Source organism: Arenibacter arenosicollis (assembly GCF_014397245.1).
GTDB classification, from domain to species: domain Bacteria; phylum Bacteroidota; class Bacteroidia; order Flavobacteriales; family Flavobacteriaceae; genus Arenibacter; species Arenibacter arenosicollis.
On sequence record NZ_JACLHY010000067.1, the window covers coordinates 1 to 635 of the forward strand.

General features: G+C 32.6%; 1 protein-coding gene. It reads right to left on the reverse strand.

What is annotated here, in order from left to right:
* Nucleotides 1–139: 139 nt before the first annotated feature.
* On the reverse strand, nucleotides 140–484 hold the full coding sequence (locus H4O18_RS21875; RefSeq protein ID WP_187588646.1) for a hypothetical protein: 345 nt from the start codon (nucleotides 482–484) through the stop codon (nucleotides 140–142).
* Nucleotides 485–635 lie beyond the last annotated feature (151 nt).

The window sequence follows — 635 nt, forward strand, 5'->3', positions numbered from 1 at the left end:
GCTTCCTTTTTGGCACTATAAAAATGAGTGGCAACACGTTCGTTTAAAAAACAAAACGGCCCTAAAAGGCCGCTTTTGGCATCGATATTTTATAAATTATAGGGTTGTGCAACGGTTACCATTGTTGTAAACTGTGCTTTTATTTTTTCGCCATTAATTTTGCGTAAAATTTTTCTTGTTCTGCATTATTTGGCGCTTTATCATATAAATCGAAAAGTCCGAATAAATATAGTCTTTCGTTCATTGTCATTCCTCCAATTCCATTAATTGCTGAATCTCTAAAATCCGACCACATTCCGTAAACTTTTTCAAAATCCGCTTTTTTATCAATCCAAGAATTTCCAAGATAGCGTTCAACATTCTCCTTTAATTCAATCGCATTTTTTTCGTCAGTTTTCCACTGCTGAATTAATTCCGCCAAGTCTTGAACATTTTGTTTAGATGATACTTTTCTGATTTTATTTGTCAATTCATCAATATTCATTTCCGTCAGAGTGGTTTTTCAGCATGTTCGTTAAGGCACATAGTTTACACAAGTTAAAGATTAGCCTTTACACTAAATTAGTCTCTAACCTTGTTGCTTGTTCTTTATTTCTTAAATACTTTTCATCAAAGAAACCTAAAAATGTGTTTCT

What these genes read in the sequence shown, in the direction of transcription:
- H4O18_RS21875 (WP_187588646.1), bottom strand. Translation starts at nt 484, where the DNA reads ATGAATATTGATGAATTGACAAATAAAATCAGAAAAGTATCATCTAAA.